The following is a 23,457-nucleotide window of genomic DNA, read 5'->3' as shown; positions in this document are numbered from 1 at the left end:
GGCGGGTGCCCGGCACGGGGTGAGTTGCGGGGACTGGCCTGATCGACAACACGCCCGTGCGGAAGCCCGCATACGCCTCGCGCCCGTCTCGCCGACCCGGTGCGTGCCGGGCGTCGGACATGACCGCGGGGAACCGGCTCAACGGCGGGATTCGGGGGCCGCGAACACCTCGGAACGGCGCGGAGGTGAAGATTGCAGCGTGTCCCGGAATGAGATAGTGGCCGAGGAAACCGGGAGATCCGGTGCTGCCCTGCTCGGCAGGTTGATCACCGCATTGCGGACCGGCGGAGCATTTCTGGTGGTCGGCGCGATCGGGTTCCTGGTCGACGCGGGCACCTACAACCTGCTGGTCTTCTGGGGCGGTCACGGCCTGCTGTACCGCTCGCCGCTGATCGCGAAGATCATCGCGATCGCGGTCGCGACGGTGGTCACCTATTTCGGCAACAAATGGTGGACCTTCGCGCACAAGAAGGGCGGCAGCGCGGCGCGCGAATATCTGCTCTACACGGTGTTCAATCTGATCGCCATCGCGTTGCAACTCGGCTGCCTGGGGTTTTCCCGATATGTGCTGCATCTGTCGACGCCGCTGTCGGACAACATCTCGGGCACCCTCATCGGTCAGATCGTGGCCGTTGTTTTCCGCTATTGGGCATACGACAAATTCGTGTTCACCGGCGCGTCGGCGACCCGCCCCGACACGCGGGCGTGAGTCGGCGATAATGATTGCCGCCGCACAGGAATCACCGATCATACGAAACACAGAGGGAAATCCAGTATGGAACAGTCGGCTGGTCAGGCCGTGACCGAGAACGACCGGCGCTCCGTCGCCCCCACACCGGGGGTGCGGGCCGCGGAGAACCTCGCGCCGGACCGGCTGGTGCTGGCGCGCGGCGTGTTCACCGGCCCCGCGCCCAAGATCAGCGACGAACTGTATGCGGTGGTCAAAGGCAAGTCACGGCGCGAGCGGCTGTCGTTACGGCTGGACAAGGGTGCGAGCGCGCACACCAACACGTATTTCGGCCGGTTCGCCGCCAGCTACTGGCAGCGTTGGACGACCGTGACCGAGGTCGAGGTCGCGATGACCCTCGAGGTGGCCGATCGGGCGCACATCCGCCTGGCGGCCTCCGATATCGCCGGACACCGGCGCATCATCGACTCCGCCGACGTGTCGAGCGATGCCCGCCTGAACGGTCAAGGCCCGAAGGAGGCAGCGCGCGTAACCACGCAGGGCCTCCGATCAGGCGGAATTCAACACAGAGTGGTGCTGCGCGCACCGCTGGACCAGTACGTCGACGGCGGTGCGCTGTGGCTCGAATTCGACGCTGTCGGTGGCGAACTCGGCATCAGCGAACTGGTCTGGAGTGCGCCCGCGCCCGAACGCGTGCGCCCGCTGGCCATCGCGATCTGCACGTTCAACCGTGCCGAGGATTGCGCGCACACCGTCGCGGCGCTGGCCTCGGACCCGGTGGTGCTGTCGGCGCTGACCGCGGTGTACGTGGTGGATCAGGGCACCGATCTGGTGGAGAACCGGCCGCTGTACCAGGAGACCGCGCCGCGGTTCGGCGAGAAGCTGCACTACATCCGCCAGCCCAATCTCGGTGGCGCGGGCGGTTTCACGCGCGGTCTGTACGAGGCGTCCGCGCCGGGCAGTTTCGCCGATTCCGAGCACGCCGACATCATCCTGATGGACGACGACATCCTCTGCGAGCCGGAAACCGTTGTGCGACTTCAAGCTTTCGCCAATCTGACGGTGGAGCCGACGCTGGTCGGCGCGCAGATGCTGTTCCTGCTCAACCCCGACTACCTCAACGTCGGCGCCGAGGAGGTACATCTGAACGAACTCGAGCACGGGCAGAAGGTGCCCAAGGCGTTGCGCAACACCAGCATGCTCAAGCGCAACCAGGAACGTCGCGTCGATGCCGGCTACAACGCCTGGTGGACCTGCCTGATCCCGGCCGAGGTGGTGGACCGGATCGGGCTCCCGGTGCCGATCTTCTTCCAGTGGGACGACGTGGAATACGGCATCCGGGCCCGCGAGGCGGGTTTCGTGACGGTGACGCTGCCGAACGCCGCGGTGTGGCACGCGGACTTCTACTGGAAGGACTACGACGACTGGGCGCGCTATTTCAGCATGCGCAACTCGCTCATCGTCGGGTCGATGCACACCGACCTGGATCCCAAAGCGGTTACCCGCCAGCTGTTCCGGACTCTGGCCGAACATCTCGTCGCGATGCAGTACGGCCTGGTGCACACCACGTTGCAGGGCATCGAAGACTTCCTGAAGGGCCCGAAGGTGTTGCGGGACGGTGGCATCGCCGCCCTCGCCGCCGCGCGCGGCACTCGCTCGGAGTACGAGGAGACGGTCAAACATCCGGCCGCGACCGCTCCGGTCCGGTCCGCCGACATCCAGGTGCGCCGCGACGTCGGCGATCCCAGCCGCCCCCTGCTGGTACTGATCAAGCGTGCGATCCAGCAGTGGACCGGCCGCACCCAGCCGGGCCTCAAGGCCGTCACCCGCGAGGACGCGCACTGGTGGCACGTGGCCCTGTTCGACCACGTCATGGTCACCGACGCTTCCCAGTCCGGTGTGCGAATCCGCAAGCGGGACAAGGCCAAGGCCCGCGCCCTGCTGCTGCGAACCATCCGCGTCCTGCGCCGCCTCCGCCGCGAACTCCCGGCCCTGAGCCGGCAGTACCGCACGGCCATGCCCGAACTCACCAGCCGGGAGAACTGGGAGCGGTTGTACGAGCTGTGATTCCGGCGCTATCGCCTCGGCTCCCCGCTTCGCGGCGACAGGGCCGGGTCCTGTCGACTCCGGCGCTATCCCGCCTCGGCTCCCCGCTTCGCTCCCGGCGTTTCGGCCGGTCCGGGCCCGCGGCGGGCCTCGGAGTGTGAGTTGCTCGGGGAATCGGGTGCTCTGCTCCGTGCGTCTGGTCTGTGTGCGTAACCGCACAGGGCGCTGTGTTCCAGGGCGGCCTTGTCTTTTGCGTGTGATCGCGTGTGCGGGCGGCTACGGCCGCACATTCGGTACGCATCACCCGTAGACGTGGAATTCGGGCCGAGGTCCGAAATTCCTCGGGACGGCGGGAACTTGTCGTCGTGAGGTCAGTTGTCGTCGCGGGACCGGTTGGCGGTCAACAAGATTCGCGCAGCCTCGGCGACTTCGGCTTCGAGCCACGGGGGCAATTCCCCTTGGCGCGCGTGACGGCGGAGGGTGGCGCCCGGGAGGTCGACCACGGCGTTGGCCACCCGGTCCAGGTCGCGGGGGCTGGTGCTGTGGAACAGGTCTCGGGCGAGGCGCTGGATGTGGGCGAACAGCGGGGCGTTCATCTGCTCGAGGCGGTGGCGCAGATCGGATTCCGGTTCGCCGTCGAGCAGGTCGCGGGGGCGTAGTTGCAGCAGGAGTCTCGCGTCCTCCGGCAGCGCCCGGGCGAAATCTATTGTGGATACGGCCATTCCGACCGCGGCCTGGAGCGGGTCGGGATGTTCGGCCGCGGCCAGGGCGCGGGCCTGGAAGCGTTCCAGGGCCCGAATCCAGGTCGCGACCAACACGCCGTTGCGGTTGCCGAACCGGTGGTAGAGCGTGCCGACGGGCGCACCACTGGCCGCCGCGATCGCGGCGACGCTGGCCGCGCGTGGACCGTCCCGCAGCACCAGGCCGCGGGCGGCATCCAGGATCGCGTCGGTGTCGTGCTTGCGGGGCGGCGCCATCTACCAGTGCATTCCTCGGTCGGGAAGTCCATCGCTGACGGCACCCCAGACTAGTCCGGCCCGGACCTCGCACCGGGTCCGGGCGCGGACCGGATCAGAGGAACAGGTCGGTGGTGAGCGGCCCGTCGCCCGGGGTCACCCGATATTTGTCCAGATCGGTGATGCCGTGTTCGGCGAGCACCTCGTCATCGATGTAGAAGTTGCCGGTGGCGCTCTTGCCCGGCGAGGTCAGCACCAGGTAGGCGGCGTCGGCGTAGATATCGGGCGTGCGCGAGGTGGAGACCATCTCGTCGCCGCCGAGCAGATTGCGGACCGCGGCGGTGGCGATGGTGGTGCGCGGCCACAGTGAGTTCACCCCGATGCCGTACTTGCGCAGTTCCTCGGCCAAACCCAGTGTGGTGAGCGACATTCCGTACTTGGCGATGGTGTAGCCGAGCGAGGCGCCGGCCCATTTCGGGTCCAGGTTCAGCGGCGGCGAGAGGGTCAGGATATGCGGGTTGCGATCGGCCTCGGCCGACGCCCGCAGCGCCGGAATGCTCAGTTTGGACAGCAGGAAACTGCCACGGCAGTTGATGTCCTGCATCAGGTCGTACTTCTTCATCGCCAGCTGTTCGGTGGGTGCGAGATCGATCGCCGAGGCGTTGTTCACCACGATGTCGATCCCGCCGAACCGTTCCACGGTCTCCTGCACCGCGCGGGCAACGCCCTCGTCGTCGCGCACATCGCCGACGAATTTGTGTACTGCGCCGCCCGCCTCCTCGAGTTCCGCGGCGGCGGTGTGGATGGTGCCGGGCAGCTTGGGATGCGGCTGATCGGTCTTGGCGATCAGGGTGATGTTGGCCCCGTCGGCGGCGGCGCGCTTGGCGATCTCGAGTCCGATGCCCCGGCTGCCGCCGGACATGATCATGGTTTTGCCCGATAGCGGCTTCGCTGCGTTCGTCATGCCTGTCTCCAATCTTCTCGGCGTCGCTCCCATTCGATGATCTCGAATGAGCCGCCGCCGGTGTCCGGATCGACCTGAAACGCACCCTAAGCCACAGTCGGCCGCTATGCAATCAGTTGCATATAATGTCACAGTGCGCGAGATCGGCCGGATCACCGGACGGGGTATGGCGAAATCGGATGGCGGAGCGCAAGTTCACCGGTGCACAGGCCGCCGATGTTGGTATCCGCCCGCGGCAGCGCGCACGCGAGAGCCCGGTGGGTGTCGCGATATCTCGTGTGCGTTCGCATCCCTTCCGGATCATCGGTGGGGATCGCGCGGGCCGGGACCCAGCCGGTATCGAACAGCCGTGCATACCCAGCGAAAACGGCCGTATTCAGCCGTGCGGACAGGGGGACGCGTCGACGGTGAGTGGGATCGCGGGCGACCGGACCGGTAGGGCGGTCCGGTCGCCGCGCGGGACTCAGCGCAACGCGAGGTGGAGGGAGATGGGTGCGACGACAGGGGTCGCCTCACCACCTCGCAGTCCGGTCCTCCCCGGCCGGATATTCGCCTTCACGTATCTCACCTCCCGCGCTTCGATGGCTGCTGAACTGTGATACCTACTGTCGCAGCCCATTACGCGGACCGCAACGGAATTTAGCGGTGGCTCCTACGCGGCCAGGCCGACGAAGATTTCGAGCAGGATCAGAAGCGCCACGACACCCCAGATGACGTACATGGCCGTGACGCCGGGCGTCTTCTGCGGTACCGGGCCGATCGCGCCCCCGAGCATCCACATCACCGGTGAGCGGTAGTAGACCTTGGTACTCTGCCCGTCGGCGACGGGCACGACCGCGTCACCCGGGCCGAAATCCCAGATCCACTTGGTCTTGACCTGTACGTGGTACTGACCCGCGCCGACCGGAATATGCGTTGTGCCCCAACGGGCTCCGGGCACCTCCTGCCCACTCAGCAGGATCCGCGGGCTGCTCAGCGCGAGCAGGGCCTGCAGCGGGAAGTACGACGCCTCCACCACGATGCCGGGCGGACCGGGCTGCGGCTGGAAGAAATCGCCCTGTGGTACACCATAATTCGGTTGCGGGTAGGGGGCGGGCTGACCGCCGTAGGGATTCGCCGGACCGCCGAACTGCTGTGGCGCACCAGGATTCGGCGCACCGTACCCCGGCTGGGGCACGCCCTGCTGCGGATACCCCGGTTGCGGAACTCCCGGCTGCGGATAACCGGCCTGCGGGATCCCCGGCGACGAAACGTTCTGCGGCTGTGGATAACCGGGTTGCTGATAGCCGGCCTGCGGATACCCTGGCACCGAATTACCTTGCGGCTGTGGGTAACCCGGCTGCGGCACCGCGGCTTGCTCCGGACCGGTCTGCGGCTGCGGTGTGCCCTGGGCGCTGTGTCCGTTGGGCGACTGCGGCGCATCGGGACTCGGCTGTGGGCTGTTCGGCTGCCAGGGCTGCCCGTAGGGTGGTTGTCCGCCGAAGGGGTTGCTCACGCCCATGCCTCCAAAAAAGTACTGGTCTATCCGGGTTTGTGGAATTGCTCGCGCCGCCCGAGCCGCCGCAGGCGCAACCATTCTCGCAGACCCGCCGGATCTTTCTGCTGTACCAGGAAGAACCAGGAGAACCGGGCCCACTCCTGCGGCAACAGTTTTCGCATGCCGGGCTGGGCCATGAGGTACCCGCGATTGCGGTAGGTGAAGTACCGCTTCACCGGATCGTCCGGGTACTGGGTGTGCATGCGGCCGCCGAGAATCGGCTTGAACTCCGCGGACCCGTTCGGATGCAGATAGGCAGTGCGCAGACACGTCCCGAACGGCAGGCCCGATCGAACCAGCCGCCGATGCACCTCCACCTCGTCACCGCGCACGAACAGGCGCAGATCCGGCACGCCGATCACATCCACCGCGCGAGCGGAGATCAGCGCGCCGTTGAACAGCGAGGCGATACCCGGCAGCAGATCCTCGTCGCCGTCCGCGGAGGTGTACAGCTCCGAACGCCGGCGCCGCCACACCACACCGCGGCGCAACGGGAAGGCGAGCTGATCCGGATCGTCGATATCGCAGACCACCGGCGACACCTCGGCCAGACCGTGTTTCGTCGCGCAGTCCGCGAGCGTGGCCAGCACCTCGGGTCCCTCGGGACGGCCGTCGTCATCGGCCAGCCACACCCAGTCCGCGCCGAGCGTCAGCGCGTGCAGCATGCCCAGCGCGAAACCGCCCGCGCCGCCGAGGTTGTGCTCCGAACCCAGATAGGTCGACTCCACCCGCTGCTCGCGCACCAGCTCGCCGACCTCGGGTTCGTTGGCGTTGTCCACGACGATCAGGTGATCGATCGGACGCGTCTGCGCGGTGAGCACCTGCAACGATTCGGCGAGCAGTTCGCGACGCTTGTGCGTGACGACCACCGCGACGATCCGGGACTTCGGGCCGGGGCCGGACAGCTGTACGCCCTCACCCGGGACCTGATCACTCATGAACGATTGTGCTCCAGTTCCCGTGCGAGTTCGCGCTGTATCTGGGCGACATGGTCACCGGCCTCCGGGCCCTCGTAGGCCCGCACCACTTCCTCGATGCCGCCGCGCATCCGCACGGTGCCGTGATCGATCCAGATCGCGGAATCGCAGAGCTGGGCGAGGAATTCGTTGGAATGGCTGCAGAACACCAGGATGCCCGAGCGGGCCACCAGATCGCGCAGCCGGTTGCGCGCCTTCTTCAGGAACTCCGCGTCGACCGCGCCGATACCCTCGTCCAGCAGCAGAATCTCCGGGTCGATGGAGGTCACCACGCCCATCGCCAGGCGCACCCGCATACCGGTCGAATAGGTGCGCAGCGGCATGCTCAGGTATTCGCCGAGTTCGGTGAATTCGGCGATCTCGTCGACCTTCGCCAGCATCTGCTTGCGGGTCTGCCCGAGGAACAGTCCGCGAATGATGATGTTCTCGTATCCCGAGATCTCCGGGTCCATGCCGACGCCGAGATCGAACACCGGCGCGACCCGCCCGCGCACCTGCGCGCTGCCGCGGGTGGGTTCGTAGATTCCCGAAAGCAACCGCAGCAGAGTCGATTTGCCCGCGCCATTGTGCCCGACGAGTCCGACGCGATCGCCCTCGGAGAAGGACAGGCTGATCTCGCGCAGCGCCTCGACCACCACCACGTCGGATTGATTGCGCCCGATCGCGCCGCCCGCCTTACCCAGGAACGCCTTCTTCAGCGATCGCGACTTGGCGTCGAAGATCGGGAATTCCACCCATGCGTCATGGGTTTCGATGCTCACTCGCTCGGTCATATGGCCCTTTACACCCAGTACGGGACGCGAGAACGGAACTGCTTCATGGCCAGGATCGCCACTGCCCAGCCCACCACGGTGATGCCCAGCACCACAACCCAGCTCAGCAGGCTCGACGGCTCACCCAGCAGCGGGGCACGCACGATCTCCAGATAGTGGTAGGTGGGGATGATCTCGATCAGCCGGGCGCGTTCGCCGATGGCGCCGGCGTGGTCGGTGAGCGATTTGGTATTCCACATCACCGGCGTCAGCACGAACAGCATCAGCGTCATGCTGCTCAAGATCGGGGCGATATCCCGGTAGCGGGTGGCGAAGATGCCGAACACCAGCGTCACCCACATCGCGTTGAGGAAGATCAACCCGATCGCCGGAATCGCCAGCAGCACACTCCAATGCAGGTGGTGCCACAGGCCCGCGACCGGAATGAGGATCACGTAGATGATCAGGTTGTGCGCGAAGAACAGCAGTTGCCGCCACACCAGCCGGTAGACGTGCACGCTCAGCGCCGACGGGAGTTGTTTGATCAACCCCTCGTTGGCGATGAAGATCTCCGAACCCTCGAGAATGCTGTTCGAGATGATGTTCCAGGTGATCAGGCCGACCGTCACATAGGCCACATATGCCCGGAGGTCCTGGCCCAGCAGGGTCGAATAGAGCACCGCCATCGCCCCCGCCTGCACCGCGGTCGCGATGGTGATCCAGAACGGGCCCAGGACCGATCGCCGATAGCGCTGCTTGATGTCCTGCCAGCCGAGCGACAGCCATAGCTCACGTTGGGCGAAGCCGTCGCGCAGATCCTTGAACGCACGCCGGAACGATTGGGAATCGGACACTATGGCTACCGAGACGTCGGCCGGGCTCTGTTCGGCGACCGCCGACTCGGCAGGAGCAGCTGCAGGCACAGTGCTCGACTGTAGCGGAAGACGGGTGCCGCTCTACAGGTACTGGCCACTGACTCCCGAGGACCCCTGCTGACCGCCCTCGCGCGGAGCGTGCATTCCGGGCGGGAGCGCGTGACGCATCTGTTCGAGCTGCGCGCGGGCGGCCATCTGCTGGGCGAACAGCGCGGTCTGGATGCCATGGAACAAACCCTCCAGCCAGCCGACCAGCTGGGCCTGGGCGATCCGCAATTCGGCGTCGGAGGGGATGGTGTCCTCGCCGAACGGCAGCGCCAGCCGCTCGAGCTCCTCGCGCAGCTCCGGCGCGAGGCCCTGTTCCAGTTCGCGGATGGAAGTTTTGTGGATCTCGCGCAGCCGGCTGCGGCTGGCGTCGTCGAGCGGGGCGTGCCGCACTTCTTCCAGCAGCTGTTTGATCATCGTGCCGATCCGCATGACCTTGGCGGGCTGCTCGACCATATCGGCCAGCGACTCCTCCTTGCCCTCCTCGTCGCCGGCCCCGGTAGCGCCCTCGCCGACCACCTGGCCGGTGAGCGGCGATACACCCCGGGAACTGGCGGGCACGACCAGCGGCTGGCCGTCGGGTCCGATCACCACGATGGAATCCGATTCTCCGTCCGAGTGCGTCATGGCCTCCATCATGTCCGCTTCGAGCCGGATGCGCTAAGCGGGTATCCGGTCCGCGGCCTGTCCCGCCGGTCGGACGCGGGGAATGAGTCTTCGCCGCAGGCCCGGCGGTGAGTTGCCGACGTCACGAACCCCGCCGCAGCGACGGCGACGGCCCACGACATGACTTCGCCCACCCGGCCTCATTACCCAGGACTCCGCCAACTCCGAGGTTCGCGGCCCGTCTCGCCGGTCGGACGCGTTGCGGGTGCGAGGAACGAGTGCCCGGCACGGGGCCGAGCGGTGCGACTTCGGTTGCCGCGAACACGCCGGAGCGAAGCGGAGGCAAATCAGACACAGTATTCTGTTGCGGTCGTTTCCGCATCGTGTGTGGTGCTCGGTTTGCTGAAAGTCGGTTACCCATGTTGCGTGATCTCCCACCCGGTAGCCCGCTCGATGCGGGTTCCACCGTCCTGCCCTCGTCGGTGCGCGAGCGGTCGTTTGCCGTGAACACGGTTACGCCGACTTGCCCCCTGCGCTTAGAGTGGCCTGCATGACTTACGACGTCGCACGGGTTCGGGGCCTCATACCGTCCCTGGGCGACGGGTGGATCCATCTCGACCCGCAGGCGGGCATGCTTGTTCCGGATTCGGTATCGCGTGCCGTCTCAACGGGTTTCCGCACGTCGGCCTTTTCGCACACCAACCGCCACGCCGCCGCCCGGCGTAGCGGCGCCATCCTGGACGCGGCCCGCGAGGCCGTGGCGGACCTGGTCGGCGGTGATCCGGCGGGCGTCGTGCTCGGTCCGGACCGGGCGGTCCTGCTGGCCTGGCTGGCCGAATCGCTGAGCTCCCGGCTCGGCCTGGGCACCGGGATCGTGCTCTCCCGCCTGGACGACGAGGCGAATGTCGCGCCGTGGCTGCGGATCGCGAATCGGTATGGCGCGCACGTGCGCTGGGCCGAGGTCGAGATCGAGACCTGTGAGATGCCGGCCTGGCAGTTCGAGGAGCTGATCGGGCCGACCGCGCGTCTGGTCGCGCTCACGGCCGCCTCGCCGATCGTCGGTTCGGCCCCGTCGGTGCGGGTGGCCGCCGATCGCGTGCACGACGTCGGCGGGCTGCTGGTCGCCGACTGCTTCGGCGCCGCACCCTATGCGCTGATCGATATCGACGATCTCAACGCCGACGTGGTCGCCCTGTCGGCCCCGGCGTGGGGCGGCCCGCAGATCGGTGCGCTGGTTTTCCGCGATCCGGCCTTCCTGGACCGGATTCCGTCGATGTCGCTGAACCCGTACGCCAAGGGCGCCGAGCGGCTCGAGGTCGGCGGGCACCAGTACGCGCTGCTGGCCGGGCTCACCACCTCGATCGACTATCTGGCCGGTCTGGACGAGCAGGCGACCGGCTCCCGGCGGGAGCGGCTCGAGATATCGATCACCTCGCTGCAGGACTATCACGACCACCTGTTCGAGCACCTGATGGAGGTGCTCGACCGCATCCCGAACCTGACCGTCATCGGCCGGGCCTCCACCCGCATCCCGACGGTGAGTTTCACCATCTCCGGACTGCAGGCCGAGAAGGTGTCCGCGAAACTCGCCGATCTGCGGATCGGCACGCTGTCCGGCGCGCACGGCGGGAGTCGTCTGCTGGACGCGCTGGGCGTGAACGACGAGGGCGGCGCGGTGACCATCGGATTGGCGCCTTACACAACGAAATTCGAGATCGATCAGCTGGGCCGGGCACTCACCTCGCTGGACTGATACTCCCCGCCTCTCCATGACTTCAGCGTGTCGCGGGTGCCGCGAGATTTTCGCTTCGGACCGTCGGTAGGGGCGTGACCGAGTTTCCGGGCGTTCCCGGCGAGTTGCCCATGTCGTTGCGAAATCGGTTGTCGCGGTGGCCCGGAGCGAGGTTCGTGGCGCTCGTGTCAGTTCTCGCGGATTCGCAGCAGCACCTTGCCGACGGTTTCCGAGGAGTCCAACAGCTCGTGGGCGGCGGCGGCCTCGGTGACGGGAAGTTCGGCGTGCACGACCGGGACGACGGTGCCCTGGGCGATCAGCGGCCACAGGTGGCGGTGTAGTTCGGTGACGATCTCGGCCTTGCTGGAGCGTCCGGTGGCCGGGCGTCTGCGCAGGTTGGTGGCGTGCACGGTGCCGCGTTTACCCAGCAGCGTGGACAGGTTCATCTCGCCCTTGACCCCGCCCTGCATGCCGATGACGCACAGCTGGCCGTCCTCGGCGAGCGCCTCGATGTTGCGGCCCAGATACGCCGCGCCCATATTGTCGAGAATGATGTCCGCGCCGCCGGATTCGGCGAGGGTGGCGACGAAATCCTCCTCGCGATAATTGATCAGGATGCTCGCGCCGAATTCCTTGCAGCGATCCAGCTTTCCCTGCGATCCGGCCGTCACCGCGACCCGCGCGCCCCGGCTGACCGCCACCTGGATGGCGTGCGTCCCGATCCCGCTGCCGCCGCCGTGGATCAGCAGCAGTTGTCCGGCGTGCAGTCCGGCCCGCATGACCAGATTCGACCAGACGGTCGCCGCGACCTCCGGAAGTGCCGCTGCCACAGCGAGATCCATCCCGTCCGGCACCGGCAGCAGCTGCGTCGCCGGAACCACCACCTGTTCGGCGTACCCGCCCCCGGACAGCAGCGCGCACACCCGATCGCCGGGGTGCCAATCCCGCACGCCGTCCCCGACTCGCGCGATCACTCCCGAACATTCCAGCCCGAGCGTTTCGCTGGCCCCCGGCGGCGGCGGATAGAACCCCTGCCGCTGCAACACATCCGCCCGGTTCACCCCCGCCGCGGTGACCTCGACCAGCACCTCTCCGGCACCTGGACCGGGCAGGTCGGGACTCTGCGCCCACCGCATCACCTCGGGCCCGCCGAAGCCGTCCAGCTCGATCGCATACATGACGCTCATTGTGGACTCCACGCGCCTGCGATGCGGTCCCGGGCCCTGTCCGGGCGTGGCACCGCGAGCCGCATTCGCGCGGACGCGCAGGTTGTCCGCATGGCGAGGTTCAGGGGGCTTGCGCGGGACCGGCCGCGATAAGGGGCCGGACCGGCCGCGATATGGGATACCCGGTTCGCGGTCCGGCACGGCAGGCTAGCGTCGGAGCATGAGCTTCGCCGACTTCCAGAACGAGATCTATCTGGCCGGGCTGTCCGGTGCGGTGCCGGAACTGCCGATGTCGGCCGCGGGGTTGGAGCGACGAGCCCGTGAGCAGCTGGATGCGGTCGCCTATGCGTACGTGGCGGGCAGCGCGTCGGCGGAGCGGACCGCGGCGGCGAACGCGGCCGCCTTCGATCGGTATCGGCTGGTGCCGCGGATGTGGCGCGGGACCAGCGGTCCGGACGGGCGGGACCTGTCGGTCGAGGTGCTGGGCACCGAACTCGCGGCGCCGGTGCTCACCGCGCCGATCGGCGTGCTGGAGTTGCTGCGCGACAAGGGCGAGACGCTCGTCGCGGAGGTCACCCGGGAACTGGGTGTGGGCATGGTCCTGTCGACCGCGTCCTCCACACCGATCGAGGAGGTCGGTGCGGCGGCGGGCGCGTGGTGGTACCAGCTGTACTGGCCCAGCGACCACGACCTGGCCCGGTCACTGGTCGAACGGGCCGCGGCGGCCGGGGCGCGGGCCATCGTCGTCACCGCTGACACTCCCGGAATGGGTTGGCGCCCACGCGATCTCGAACTCGGGCATCTGCCGTTCCTGCAGGGCAAGGGCATCGCGAACTACCTCTCCGACCCCATTTTCCGCGCCAAACTCGCCACCCCGCCGGAGGAGAGCGAGGAGGCCCTGCGGATGGCCGTGCTCACCTGGGTTGGCCTGTTCGGCAACCACACCCTGCGCGCTGCTGACATCGGGCGGCTGCGCGAGTGGACCGATCTGCCGATCGCGGTGAAGGGCGTCCTGCATCCCGCCGACGCCCGCGAACTGATCGACGCGGGCGCCGACGCGGTCGTGGTGAGCAACCACGGCGGCCGTCAGGTCGACGGTTCGATCGCGGCCCTGGACGCCCTGCCCGAGATCGTCGCCGCGATCGGCGACCGCGCCGACGTCCTGTTCGACTCGGGTGTGCGCACCGGTTCGGACGTCATGATCGCCCTGGCGCTGGGAGCGAAGGCGGTGCTCTACGGACGTCCGTGGGCATATGGCCTCGGGCTGGCCGGCCGCGACGGCGTTCGCCACGCACTGCGCCTGCTGCTGGCCGATTTCGACGCGTCGATGGGACTGTCGGGTTTCTGCCGTCCCGCCGAACTGGATCGCGGCGTGCTGCGGGGTGCGCCGAACTGAGCAACGGCCCGTTCATCGAACGGGAGGTGGACACCGAGGTCGATGTCCGCATCGGCCCGGGAAATAGAATGTCCGGATGATCGAGGAACCGAGCGGTCGCGCGGCGGCAGAGCCGAATTGGCTCAGCTCGGCCGAGCAGCGGACCTGGCGTGCCTACATGGACGGGCATCAGCGCCTGATGGCGGAACTGAATCGTCAGCTGCAACGTGACAGTGATCTGACCGTCGCCGAGTACCGCATTCTGGTACTGCTGTCCGAGGCCCCCGACCGTTCTCTCCGGATGAGCGATCTCGCCGACGGCGTGCTGTCCTCCAGAAGCCGTCTCACACACCAGATCCGGCGCATGGAATCCGCGGGTATGGTCCGCCGCACGTCCTGCGAGGAGGACGGCCGAGGCGTCCGCGCACACCTCACGGACGAGGGCATGGAACGCCTCCGCGCCGCCTCCGCCGGCCACGTCACCGAAGTCCGCCGCGACTTCGTGGACCTGCTCACGCCCACCCAACTCCGCGTCATAGCCGAGGTTTTCGAACTGGTCGACGCCGAATTATCCGGTCGCGGCGGCAAATAGCGGCCTTCTCCAGCACGGATTCTCGGCCCGGCGTGGTGCCTACCGGATCATCTGCCGCATCGACGACGAAGCGATGGTCGTCACCGTGGTAGATGTCGAAGCGGCATCCACCGGGGATGAGCTTCGGCGGCCCTGACGTTCTCGACCCACTGGTGGATACCGGTCGGCGGATCCTGTTGTAGCCCAGTCGATTACCGCATCTCACCCCGGGTGTTCCGGCATCGTTCGCCCGGTCCGCCGCGGTTGTCGCCGGTCTGTCGCGGTTCGGTGCGGTTCGGATGCGAGCGGGAAGCCGGGTGACCGGGCATGCGGTTGCTGTCGGCCGTGCCGCAAACGGGTGAGGCCCCGGGTGACCCGCTGTGCTGTTGCGAACCTCCCGGGGTGGTGATCAGTTGGTGCCCAAGGCGTTTCGCAGCGTAGTGATCGCAAAGGCTGTGCAGTACAAGAGTCTTCGGCCCCAAAGTTTCGTTCTACTCGCCCCTTACCTTTGCCGATGATTTGCGCGCTAATAGCGGCTGACAATCCTGAAAGTACTGTCCGACGGTCGCGCGGCATGTGAGCGGCATCGAACGATTTGGGGGAAAAGCGATTTCATGTCCGGTTGTAGGAAGCACGGCCTGGTTCCGGCGCTCGTATTGGTACCTGTCGTAGCCGGTCTGTATCTCGTCACCGGTTGCGGCCCGGACTCGACGACCGCCGCCCCGCAATCGCCGCCCACGACCGACTGGTTCACCCGGACCACAACGCGGACAACACAACCGACGACAGCGCCGCCGGCGTCGACAACGCCGTCATCGGCCATGCAAACCAGCACCGAAACCACCACCTCGCAATCCGAAGCGCCCGACGTGGATTTCGCCGCCGTATGCGCGGACGCTGTCACCGGACTCCGGGTGGACGACACCGAATGCGACGACGCCACCGACGACTACTACGGCGACGACACCAACGCCGCCACCTACGCGGCAGCGGGCCTGGCGGGCGGCGCGCTGGGCGCGGCCATGTGGTACTACTTCTCCACCCGAAACAGGGTGGTGACCCCGGCGCTCGGCGCCTTCGTCCGTGACGGCACCTACACCACCCCGCACCTGGTCGACGGCAGACCGCCCATCATCTACCGCACCGGCAGCATCGACTACAACGGCGGTCCCCTCACAAAATCCGCCATCCACCGCGGCGGCCTGGGCCTACGCCCGCACAGCAGCCATTCGTGAGCCGTTCGAGCAGCCCGGAGCGCACGAAGTCGTCCTTTCGGATCGGCCGAAAGACGACACGCCGAATCGCACGCCGAGAAAGGAGATGCAGAAAATCTGCGGTGGGTGTGGGATTTGAACCCACGGTGGCGTGAACCACGACGGTTTTCAAGGTCGTCGGTCTCGACGTTTGGGCGATATGTGTTGGTTCTGGTGACGTTGGGTGTGTGAGCTGACCAGGCCATTTGGACGCTGGCCACGTTGGTGAGATTGGTTACGTCGAAGGCTGCTGCGGGCCGGTTGCGGGCGCGCAGCCTTCCACGACCCAGTCAAGAACCGTTTGTGCTTCTTGTGCGGAACACGGCGCGCTCGTCGTCGGTGAGGTGGCACCAGAACGCCACTTGCCAGGACTGGGCACGGACGTCGAGCTCCACCAACAGCTAGGCTCGCCCCTTTCGATCGCGATGAGCACGCTGCCGACAAGTGCTGTCGCAGTATTGCTTTGGACGCCCCCGCTGCCCTTCCTGCCGTCGTGGTAACTCTCTGAAGCAACCTGGACACAACCGGTAGTCCGATGGCGGCGCGCTGTAGTGGTAGTCAGCAAGTGCGTGACGTGACTCTGTAGTCCGTAAACGCCTCAAGCCGATCTCGATGTAGTACTCAACCCAGTGCGGAGGAAACCCCATGTCACGTCCAATGTCCTCCAGTGTTTCGCCTTCGAGGACGAAGCGTCGGATCATCGTTTCCGACCAGCCCGGCACGCTCGGGCCCCAGCCCGATCCGTCGCCTTGCCACATGTGTTTCAGGGCCGTCTTGACTTCGTCACTGAGGAACCCGTTAGCAACAAGATCGGCGAGCGACTTCCCGTTCCGGTGTCGGCGGCGACTCATCGAAGCTCCTCATCGAAGTCCGTCTGTTGATCGTATTCCGTGGGCGCCGAGAGCCCATGCTGAGCGGAACGTGAGCGAAGCGACCTCAGATGTCCGATCTTTTGATGATGGCCAAATGCAGCCGTGAAGGCCGCGAAAATCTGTGGGATATCTTCTCGCCGAGCCCGGATCAGCCCGATGATCACTGCCAGCCCCAGAACCAACATCGGAAGCTGGATCCAGAACATAAGCCATCCGTCTGCGGTATAGGCCAGGTCTGTCCTCGCTGCGACGTCCGTAGTCACCGATCAACCTCCAAGAACGAAAGAAGGCCCCCGGCAAACGTTTGCCGAGGGCCTTCTGCGGACACGAAAAAAGGCCCCAGCCGCTGGCGGCTGAAGCCTGTGGGCACACCTGTACCCGATGGAGGAGAGGTTAGCGAATCCGGTTGATGTGGTCAATAGTTGAGCATCACTCCAGGTCAGAGGGCTTATCTTAAGCTGCTACGTGGGAGCATCGCACTGCGATGCCGTAGGCGAGTTTCGTGACCATTCTGGTCCGAAAACCCTTTCAACGTGCTGTGACCTGCATTTATAGCGCTGTGGGCGAGTGCCCCGAACACGCTATCTGGAGTTCCCTGAATATCGTGACGAAACTGATTACCCGGCAACGTCCCGGAGGGGCAGGGCGACCGCCTGATTGAGCGCCTTTCCGCCGGGGACCAGGGTGATCGATTCGGCTGGTGTGTTGGATTCCCACGCCGGAAGGGTTTTCGTTCAGGCGATGCAGTCCACGACGTATGCGCCGATCACGATGAACCGGCGACACTGTCCATCAGGATGGGTAGTTCCACTGTTGACCGGTGCCGCGGTATTGCGCCACAGGAATCGGCTGTGCCAGGCAGCATCCGCCACCGGTACAGCAGTCCGGCCAGGTGGTCGATTTCGTGTGCGACGAGCCGCGCCAGACCGAGTGATCTGTTCATTGCCGTCGATATCGACGTGCTCGACATTGAGGAAGGTCGAACGGCCGCGCAGGTTCGGACAGCGCCGGGTCGCCCTCCTGGAGGATCCCGAGGGCCGACATTCGCTCGCTGGGAAGTACGTCGGAGGTGGGCATCTCGTCCTTCGGGTGATGGTTCTTGAAACGCCATTCGAGCCGGTAGCGTGCATGAAGCGGAGGACTGTCCGTGCTCCAGGAAAACTGTACGCGGTCACCGGATTCCACCCGCTGGATCGGATCCCGGAACGGCTGAGCTTCCGCGCTCATCGACGTTTCCATGCCCCAGACCTTCGGCCGGATTTCCATCGGGAAATCGAGGCGGACGACGATCTGGTCGGTCGGCAGCCGAATGGCGCGCTGGAACCACTGCCCCCACTTGTCATCTCCGACCGTGTATGAGTAGTCGATCACGGTCGATTCGCCTGGATACAGCGGGAACCGGGACTCTTTGTTCTCGAACAGCAACCACAGCTCTTTGAACGCGTCCCGATCGTGCTGGACGTGCCAGGTCATCGGCTCATCGTCACAGGAGGCCTTCGCGCGGACGTGTCGCCTTCTAGGCCCGGCCAGGGTAGTTGTTCAGATCCTCCAACCGGCTTTGTAGCGTGTGCTAATCTGCCCATGACCTGGTCATTGACCGGTTTTGAACAGAATATTGAGGCGCGACGGAGGTATCAGCACCATGAGCCAGCCCATGCCGTTTCAGTCCCCGATCGTCATCGAACCTCCGGACAGCGCCCCATATCTGAGCCGCATGGGAATCGAAGTCCCTGATGTCGTGGCCGCCATCGCGGCGGGCGACACTTGGGCCCGCAACATGACCAGCCATCACCCGGTTACGGCCGCTGGTCTGATGCGGTGGATCTACGTCGTCGGCACGCTACGTGAACGACTTGCTACGACGAAGCTGTGGGCAGGGGGCGATCCGAAGAATCGCCCGATCTCTGTGCGGAAGGATGGCACCTACACGCTGTCCATCGTTGGGGGTAACGAAATAACTGGAATCGGCGATCACTCCCCGGGCCCGTCTGCTGCACGTCGTCGGGGGAAAGCGACCGAGGAGGCGGTTAATGGCACTCTACCGCTGATCACGGTCGAGACGCTGCGCGGCAACGCCGGCGACAACCATGACAGTGACCTGCGTGTACAGCCACCACGCGGACCGTGGTTCCTTCTGTACTACCGGGACACCGAGGGTGTGCGTATGGAAATATCCCTGCCGGTCGGGTTCAAAGACGGCCAGTTCACTGGTTGGATAGTGCGGGTGATCCTCGATGAATGGAGGCCGGACAGTGACAGCGCGAGGCCGCGCGACGTCGGGGGACAAGACGTTGACTTCCGGGTTGTCGAAGTCGGCTGAGGCGTACCTGGATCCGGATCGGATTCGGATTGCGCGGATGCGTCGGGGAATGACGAAAGCTGAACTGGCGCGGCGTTTGTCGGTCATTCCCCGCACGATCACTCGGTACGAGACGGGAGAAGCCCCGCACGGGGTTCGCCCCGCACTTGCAGAGGCGTTGGAGTTCCCGGAAGGTTATTTCGATCGGGGTGGTGCGCCGGTGTTCGAATCAAACGAGGTTCGATTCCGCGCTGCTCGACGAGCCGGTGCCCGTGAACGCGATGCCGCGGTCGCAGCTGGGGTATCGGGTGTCGAGATCGACCGCTGGATCTCTCAGCGGTTCATCCTCCCCGAGATGGCATTGCCCCCACTGGCTGGCAACGATCCGAAGACGGCCGCGCAGGTGCTACGCGGGGTCTGGGGCCTGGGAACCAAGCCGTTGCCGAATCTTGTGCAGTTGTGTGAATCTCGCGGTGTCCGCGTCTACAGCTTGCCGCCTTTTGCTGATGCGGTCGATGCGTACTCGATGTGGCGATCCGGTACCCCATATGTGTTCTTGGCACGCCGCAAATCTCCAGAACGCATACGGTTCGACCTGGCCCACGAGATCGGTCACCTCGTTCTGCACGACGGCGAGCCCTGTGAGACAACCGCTGTGGAGAGGGAGGCTGACGCCTTCGCCTCAGAGTTCCTGATGCCGGAGGCGAGTATCGTCGAGTACCTGTCGTCAACCCCCACGGTCGCGGACATCTTATCTGTGCGAAGCCAATTCAAGGTCTCCGCGATGGCGCTTGCCATGGCGGCACACAAAGCTGGCTGGATCAGTGACTGGCTCTACCGGCAGATCTGTATCGAGTTGTCTACACAAGGATTCCGCTCGTCGGAGCCCGGTGGCATGCCGAACTATGAGATGTCCCGGGTGTTCCTGCAGGTACTCAGCCGGTCGAGTGCGAAGGTTAGTGCCCGGATAATCGCAGACGAACTAGACATCCCGGTAAGCGACGTGCATGCGTTGACGTTCGGCGCTGAGCTGCGAACGGTTCAAAACACCGAGGTAATCAGCGATGCGAGCCAAAACCAGTCCGCTGGCCGATACCGGCTACATGCGGTCTAGCTGCGCTGTCTCCTGAGTTTGGTGCTACCGCCGGTGGTCGGGTGGGGCCCCAAAACCCAGGACCCCGCGCGATCCTCTGGCCAGTCCGGTAAATCCAGACAAGGATCGCAGAACCTGCGACCACCTGACCCCCAGGACTCAAATCTGGTTGTTTCCGCACGTCATAGACGTCAAGCGATCGCTATCGTCAGGCGACCGACGTGCCAGCGTTCAGGGTCGCGCACAGCGTGTGGTCCCAGATTGGTCCCAAGTGCGGATCGCAGACAACGTCGCTCACAGCTCGACACGTTCTCGGTTGTGTCTGAAACGAGCTGGAGTGTGGCTGCGCCACCAGTCAGGCCGGCCCCTGTGGGCGGCCACGGTGTTGCCTCGGTCGCGGTGGGTGCGACGTCGGTGTAGCCCCGCGTTCGGGGATAATCCGAAGCGTGGATCCATTCAACGTGATCACTAAGGTGTTTCCGAATCTGCTTGGCTTTACCAAGCCGCGGTTCATGTTTGGCATGGTTTCCACCTGGCTACTGATACTTTCGGTCGTGGAATCGAGGCCTCCGGTAGACGCCGTCCGCACCCTGTTGGGAAAAGTAACCTTCTGGGGGCGAGGCACTCTCGCAAACCTGAGCAGGTACACCGCCGAGCATCATGCGGGCCTGGCTGGTTTCGCAACCTTCGTGTGCATCTACGCCGGAGTTGGCGTACTCCTCGTCGCCGCAATTGAAACCCGCAAGCCTGGTACTGAAGCTGGGCAGCGAGCCAATGCGACTGTGACGCTGCTGGTCGGGGGCGTTTTGTTGGCCCAGGCACACGGTCCAGGTTCTGTGATCTTGGCCGCGTGCCTGGCGCTTCCGGTGCTTGGACTTGTGCTCGCACTCCTTCTTCGGGCCTCCCCGATGTTAATGAGGGTTTTGGCGAGGACATGGCAATACCTTCCCGCAGCGATTCGAGATCTGATCGATTCTCGGACCAACTCGATCCGCTCTCGCGTGGGTGACGGCTTCGCACACTGGTTGACTGCGCTGATCCGCACCGGCGTAGGTGCCCTGCCGCAGCAAACGGAAAGCGGTGATAGGCCGTTGGCCACCGCGTGGTCGGTGGGGATTACCGTCGGCCTACTACGGCAAGGTGCGATGGTATGGGCTTTTGTCTTGTCGCCGCCTTTGCTCGTGATCTTTGGCACGCTGTTCTGGTTTCAGACGGCGAAGGTGGACGAGGTAGCTGCACCAACCGAAACAGTTGCTGCGGCGCCCGTTGACCCCATCGGCAACGGTCGAACTGGCGCCAGCCACTCCGCAGCCTCCACGGAGCCGAGCACAACTTCGTGATCATGCCCTGTTGGTTACCGATCTAAAAATGACTGGGACTGGTGGTGCGGTCAACTGGTCGCAGGGTAGATGTGCCGAAACAACATGGTAGGTACGGATGATTCCTATTGCGGAAGTTGAAGCCGATCCAGCGGAAATCGAGGCGCGCTGCGAAGAATCGCGGTAAATTGCCTTGAAGTGTGTGCGATCCTTGTTGGCTCAGAGCTTCGTGTCTGCCGCGATACAAACTTTCCGCTCTCGAAATCGAGCATGCGAATTTTCTGCTTCAGCCGAGCGCCTGAATACTGACTCAAATCAAGCATGTAAGCCTCCGATCGATGGCCGGCTGAATGTGGGTCGGATACGCCAGCCTCAACTAGATGAATTAGACGCACATCCATGAGGTCGGTCAGTAAGCTGTACCACATTGGGTTATCCTCTTTATCGCGAAAGCTTACGAGGAAATATGTGTATCCTGACTCGTCCAGACAGAAACTACGGATAGTCTTAAGAGTCTCAATAGTTCGTGCCGCCGAACCTGGATTAGATGCCATATCCTCTTCTAGTTCCTTTACTTTTGCGGCTGCGGCATCGCCAGCGGCTTGGTTCACTTCTTGGGCGCCTACCTGCCGTGCTCCTGACCTCTGCTGTGCGCGCGTCACCGCACTGGCGGCGAGCACCATGTAATCTCTCGGGACTGCTCCTGATGCGAGCACAAGGCGATCGAGGGCCTTACGGCTGAATATCTGCAGCAGTGACGATATCTGCACTGCTTTAGCGTATCCGGCGAGGACGTTTTCCAAGAACTGCCTCGCTCGTTGAGGGTCTTGGAGAGTTACATCGAGATCGATGATTTCAGCATCTTGACCTGTCTGCATGCCAGTGGGTGGGGAGCTAACCCACCATCGAGTCAGGTGTTTAATGGAAGCTATCTTTAGCCACAGTTTTATGTCGCGAGATACGGCATGGAGCATATCCAGTATTGCAGGCTGTCTATCTCGAGAAACATAGTAGAAGTCATCCAGGAACACATATATTTCGCCACCCGTAATTTCCAGGTAGCGACTAAGAGCGGCTTGCACCTTTGGTATTAGGAGCGTAACTTCCTGCTCCGAATTCTCATTTTTATCCAAGAGTGCCATTGTTTGTGCATGAACTCTAGAGACGGATATGGAAACCACGCTCTTTGTTGGAAGATCATCATAGCGAGAAACGACGCTAGATAGAATGTTTTCGAGGGTCCACAAGACTACCCTTTGCGGAGCCTCATGCCGATATGTCTGGACGTTAATCCAAGCGGTTATAGCCCCGACAGCTTCTACTCTCCGTCGCGCTTCGACCAGCAATGCGGTCTTTCCCGATCCTCTGCGGCCGAAGATGAGATGATGGCGAGCGGCCGTTACAGCCGAGAGGCTGGCACGAACGTCAGGTACATAAACCAGGCTGGGTTCGGCTGCTGAAACACGGGAACGGGCGCTAACAAGGCCGACTAGTTCCGTAACTCGAGGATCACCGAAGTCTTGAACCGGCGGTGCCAACTTCGTCGACTCTGCGATCATTTGTTCTTGCGCAGCTCGAACTATCAGAAAGATCTGAATGTCGTCAGTCGCGAGCTCCGCTTCTATCTCCGCAGTATGATTGGCGGCCGACGCAAGGTCGTCCTCCGGCACGTAAAGCACATAGTTGCGTTCACCGGGGTAGTCTCGTACCTGTACGTCTATAACCCGGACACCGCTCGCGCGTTCCATCATCAGGCGAACGACATCTTCCGGAGTATGACTTTGCCCGACTTTCACAGAAACCCACATCCTTTGCTTGCCAGGTAGGATCGGCACTCCCTTATGAAACTGTTAGCTAATGGATCTAAGGACTGCACGACGCTTCGAAAGTAATTGCTATTTATTGGATAAGGGTCGTAATCAGCTTCATTTCGGCGAACTCGAGCATCCTTCAATTCATTTGCTCGGAGTTGTCGGCCGGGGAAGTCGTCTGGTATGTACTTGTACAACTGATTGTGCTCTTCGTGGTCATCGCCAGCGTGATGAAAGTAGCATACGGCGCGCATGCCATTATACATTCCATAATAGAATCTTCCGATTACGCTGCGAGGGTTCAGTCTTCGAGCCCGCTTCATAGTGTTTGCGTCGTGAATGAATTCTTCGCCGAGTCGCAGGCGGTCCGCGGTGACCTGATGGACGATGTCCGAGATGCTTAGCCCCAGGGTTCCTTCAAGGGAAACACCTTCCTTGAAGAGGCGAATAGTCTTCTGATCCGCCTTGATGACGCGCCTCAGCCGATCGTCGTGCGCCGGCGTCGTCATGGCTTCTCCTC

General features: G+C 64.3%; 21 protein-coding genes. 9 read left to right on the top strand and 12 right to left on the bottom strand.

The annotated features are described in order from the left end of the window. Positions 1 to 199 precede the first annotated feature (199 nt). Positions 200 to 709, top strand: a complete 510-nt coding sequence (locus AC5WS7_RS13535; RefSeq protein WP_495954805.1) for a GtrA family protein — start codon at positions 200 to 202, stop codon at positions 707 to 709. Positions 710 to 775: 66 nt separating this feature from the next. Next, a complete protein-coding gene (locus AC5WS7_RS13530; protein WP_495954804.1) occupies positions 776 to 2,755 on the top strand; it encodes a glycosyltransferase in 1,980 nt (659 codons plus the stop codon). A gap of 350 nt (positions 2,756 to 3,105) precedes the next feature. Here the strand turns inward: AC5WS7_RS13530 and AC5WS7_RS13525 are convergent, their stop codons facing one another. From AC5WS7_RS13525 to AC5WS7_RS13495, 7 genes are all read right to left on the bottom strand, one after another. Next, positions 3,106 to 3,711 carry a TetR/AcrR family transcriptional regulator gene (locus AC5WS7_RS13525; protein WP_495954803.1) on the bottom strand — a complete coding sequence of 202 codons (606 nt, stop codon included), beginning with the start codon at positions 3,709 to 3,711 and terminating at the stop codon, positions 3,106 to 3,108. Between the two features lie 94 nt (positions 3,712 to 3,805). Continuing rightward, entirely contained in the window at positions 3,806 to 4,654 is an 849-nt protein-coding gene (locus AC5WS7_RS13520; protein ID WP_495954802.1) for an SDR family oxidoreductase, read from the bottom strand. 652 nt (positions 4,655 to 5,306) lie between these two features. Beyond that, positions 5,307 to 6,149 (bottom strand): hypothetical protein, encoded by an 843-nt coding sequence (locus tag AC5WS7_RS13515; protein ID WP_495954801.1) that lies wholly within the window; start codon positions 6,147 to 6,149, stop codon positions 5,307 to 5,309. A 26-nt stretch (positions 6,150 to 6,175) separates the two neighbouring features. Next, positions 6,176 to 7,129 carry a galactofuranosyltransferase GlfT1 gene (glfT1, locus tag AC5WS7_RS13510; protein ID WP_495954800.1) on the bottom strand — a complete coding sequence of 318 codons (954 nt, stop codon included), beginning with the start codon at positions 7,127 to 7,129 and terminating at the stop codon, positions 6,176 to 6,178. Next, positions 7,126 to 7,941 carry a galactan export ABC transporter ATP-binding subunit Wzt/RfbE gene (gene wzt / locus AC5WS7_RS13505; protein WP_495954799.1) on the bottom strand — a complete coding sequence of 272 codons (816 nt, stop codon included), beginning with the start codon at positions 7,939 to 7,941 and terminating at the stop codon, positions 7,126 to 7,128. Before wzt ends, glfT1 begins: the two co-directional genes overlap by 4 nt. Positions 7,942 to 7,949: 8 nt before the next feature. After that, on the bottom strand, positions 7,950 to 8,843 hold the full coding sequence (gene wzm, locus AC5WS7_RS13500; RefSeq protein ID WP_495954798.1) for a galactan export ABC transporter permease subunit Wzm/RfbD: 894 nt from the start codon (positions 8,841 to 8,843) through the stop codon (positions 7,950 to 7,952). Between the two features lie 33 nt (positions 8,844 to 8,876). Beyond that, a complete protein-coding gene (locus AC5WS7_RS13495) occupies positions 8,877 to 9,467 on the bottom strand; it encodes a bacterial proteasome activator family protein (protein ID WP_495954797.1) in 591 nt (196 codons plus the stop codon). Positions 9,468 to 9,996: 529 nt separating this feature from the next. Here AC5WS7_RS13495 and AC5WS7_RS13490 point away from each other — a divergent pair. Next, positions 9,997 to 11,199 (top strand): cysteine desulfurase-like protein, encoded by a 1,203-nt coding sequence (locus AC5WS7_RS13490; RefSeq protein WP_495954796.1) that lies wholly within the window; start codon positions 9,997 to 9,999, stop codon positions 11,197 to 11,199. 167 nt (positions 11,200 to 11,366) lie between these two features. Here AC5WS7_RS13490 and AC5WS7_RS13485 read toward each other — a convergent pair whose 3' ends face one another. Then, a complete protein-coding gene (locus AC5WS7_RS13485) occupies positions 11,367 to 12,356 on the bottom strand; it encodes an NAD(P)H-quinone oxidoreductase (RefSeq protein WP_495955173.1) in 990 nt (329 codons plus the stop codon). A 208-nt stretch (positions 12,357 to 12,564) separates the two neighbouring features. Between AC5WS7_RS13485 and AC5WS7_RS13480 the strand changes: the two genes are divergently transcribed. The 3 genes from AC5WS7_RS13480 (at position 12,565) to AC5WS7_RS13470 (ending at position 15,525) form a co-directional block, all read left to right on the top strand. After that, positions 12,565 to 13,740, top strand: coding sequence for an alpha-hydroxy-acid oxidizing protein (locus tag AC5WS7_RS13480; RefSeq protein ID WP_495954795.1), 1,176 nt, complete (start codon positions 12,565 to 12,567; stop codon positions 13,738 to 13,740). A 76-nt stretch (positions 13,741 to 13,816) separates the two neighbouring features. Further along, a complete protein-coding gene (locus tag AC5WS7_RS13475) occupies positions 13,817 to 14,311 on the top strand; it encodes a MarR family winged helix-turn-helix transcriptional regulator (RefSeq protein ID WP_495954794.1) in 495 nt (164 codons plus the stop codon). Positions 14,312 to 15,111: 800 nt separating this feature from the next. Continuing rightward, positions 15,112 to 15,525 (top strand): hypothetical protein, encoded by a 414-nt coding sequence (locus AC5WS7_RS13470; RefSeq protein WP_495954793.1) that lies wholly within the window; start codon positions 15,112 to 15,114, stop codon positions 15,523 to 15,525. 865 nt (positions 15,526 to 16,390) lie between these two features. Here the strand turns inward: AC5WS7_RS13470 and AC5WS7_RS13465 are convergent. After that, entirely contained in the window at positions 16,391 to 16,678 is a 288-nt protein-coding gene (locus AC5WS7_RS13465; RefSeq protein ID WP_495954792.1) for a hypothetical protein, read from the bottom strand. Between the two features lie 676 nt (positions 16,679 to 17,354). Next, complete coding sequence (locus AC5WS7_RS13460) at positions 17,355 to 17,888, bottom strand: hypothetical protein (RefSeq protein ID WP_495954791.1); 534 nt, start codon at positions 17,886 to 17,888, stop codon at positions 17,355 to 17,357. Between the two features lie 169 nt (positions 17,889 to 18,057). Here AC5WS7_RS13460 and AC5WS7_RS13455 point away from each other — a divergent pair, with 169 nt between their 5' ends. The 3 genes from AC5WS7_RS13455 (at position 18,058) to AC5WS7_RS13445 (ending at position 21,147) form a co-directional block, all read left to right on the top strand. Next, on the top strand, positions 18,058 to 18,735 hold the full coding sequence (locus tag AC5WS7_RS13455) for a hypothetical protein (protein WP_495954790.1): 678 nt from the start codon (positions 18,058 to 18,060) through the stop codon (positions 18,733 to 18,735). Next, on the top strand, positions 18,650 to 19,828 hold the full coding sequence (locus tag AC5WS7_RS13450; RefSeq protein ID WP_495954789.1) for an ImmA/IrrE family metallo-endopeptidase: 1,179 nt from the start codon (positions 18,650 to 18,652) through the stop codon (positions 19,826 to 19,828). The genes AC5WS7_RS13455 and AC5WS7_RS13450 overlap by 86 nt, the downstream gene beginning before the upstream one ends. A 425-nt stretch (positions 19,829 to 20,253) precedes the next feature. Continuing rightward, positions 20,254 to 21,147 (top strand): hypothetical protein, encoded by an 894-nt coding sequence (locus tag AC5WS7_RS13445; RefSeq protein WP_495954788.1) that lies wholly within the window; start codon positions 20,254 to 20,256, stop codon positions 21,145 to 21,147. A 104-nt stretch (positions 21,148 to 21,251) separates the two neighbouring features. Here the strand turns inward: AC5WS7_RS13445 and AC5WS7_RS13440 are convergent, their stop codons facing one another. Then, positions 21,252 to 22,922, bottom strand: coding sequence for a hypothetical protein (locus tag AC5WS7_RS13440; RefSeq protein WP_495954787.1), 1,671 nt, complete (start codon positions 22,920 to 22,922; stop codon positions 21,252 to 21,254). Next, a complete protein-coding gene (locus tag AC5WS7_RS13435; protein WP_495954786.1) occupies positions 22,919 to 23,446 on the bottom strand; it encodes a hypothetical protein in 528 nt (175 codons plus the stop codon). Before AC5WS7_RS13435 ends, AC5WS7_RS13440 begins: the two co-directional genes overlap by 4 nt. Positions 23,447 to 23,457 lie beyond the last annotated feature (11 nt).

This window comes from Nocardia sp. PLKS1-43 (assembly GCF_059510335.1).
Note: the sequence above shows the minus strand (reverse complement) of the source record. Positions and strands in the feature narration are given on the sequence as shown.